Origin of the sequence: Cellulomonas bogoriensis 69B4 = DSM 16987, from assembly GCF_000767165.1 — a bacterium.
GTDB classification, from domain to species: Bacteria; Actinomycetota; Actinomycetes; order Actinomycetales; family Cellulomonadaceae; genus Actinotalea; species Actinotalea bogoriensis.
Genome location: NZ_AXCZ01000391.1, coordinates 1 through 819, shown reverse-complemented (window position 1 = coordinate 819; position 819 = coordinate 1). Strand labels below are relative to the sequence as shown.

Annotated in this window: 1 protein-coding gene; it reads left to right on the top strand. The window is 75.8% G+C overall.

The window, feature by feature from the left end; all coding sequences use genetic code 11:
* On the top strand, positions 1–819 hold an 819-nt coding region (locus N869_RS15625; RefSeq protein WP_332248778.1), incomplete at both ends, for a lipid II flippase MurJ.

Sequence of the window (819 nt, the reverse complement as noted above, 5' to 3'; positions counted from 1 at the left end):
CGCCGCGCCCGTCGCCGCACCGCCACGGTGACCCGCCGCGCGCTCCTGACCGGCGTCGCGGGTGCCGCCGGCCTCATCGCGCTGGTGACCGTGCTCAGCCGGGTCCTGGGGTTCGGCCGGTGGTTCGTGCACGCCGGCACAGTCGGCCCGACCGTCACCGGTACCGCGTACACCACCGCCAACTACCTGCCCAACATCCTGTTCGAGGTGGTGGCCGGCGGTGCGCTGGCGGGTGCCGTCGTGCCGCTGCTGGCCGGCCCGCTCGCACGCCGCATGGCCCACGACGTCGACAGGATCGCCTCGGCGCTGCTCACCTGGACGGTGCTGGTCCTGACACCCGGGGCGCTGGCGCTGGCGCTCTGGTCCCGTCCGCTCGTGGGGGCCCTCATCCGCCCCGCCGACCCGGGCGCCGACCCCGAGCTCGTCGCAGCGACGACGGAGCTCGCAGCCACACTCCTGGTGGTCTTCTCCCCCCAGGTCGTGCTCTACGGCGTGGGCGTGGTTCTCACGGGTGTGCTCCAGGCGCAACGACGCTTCCTCTGGCCCGCCGCCGCCCCCATCGCCTCCACGCTGGTGGTGAGCGCCAGCTACCTGGTGTTCCGGAGCCTGGCGGGCACCGCGGTGAACGACCCCGGGGCGTTGTCCACCGCCGCCGTGGCCTGGCTCGGCTGGGGGACCACGGCCGGGGTGGCAGCGATGACCCTGCCGCTGGTGGTGCCCGTGCTCCGGTCCGGGGTGCGCCTGCGCCCGACCGTGAGGTTCCCGCCCGGGCTCGGGCCGCGTGCCGCACGCCTGGCGCTGGCCGGCGTCGGTGGCCTG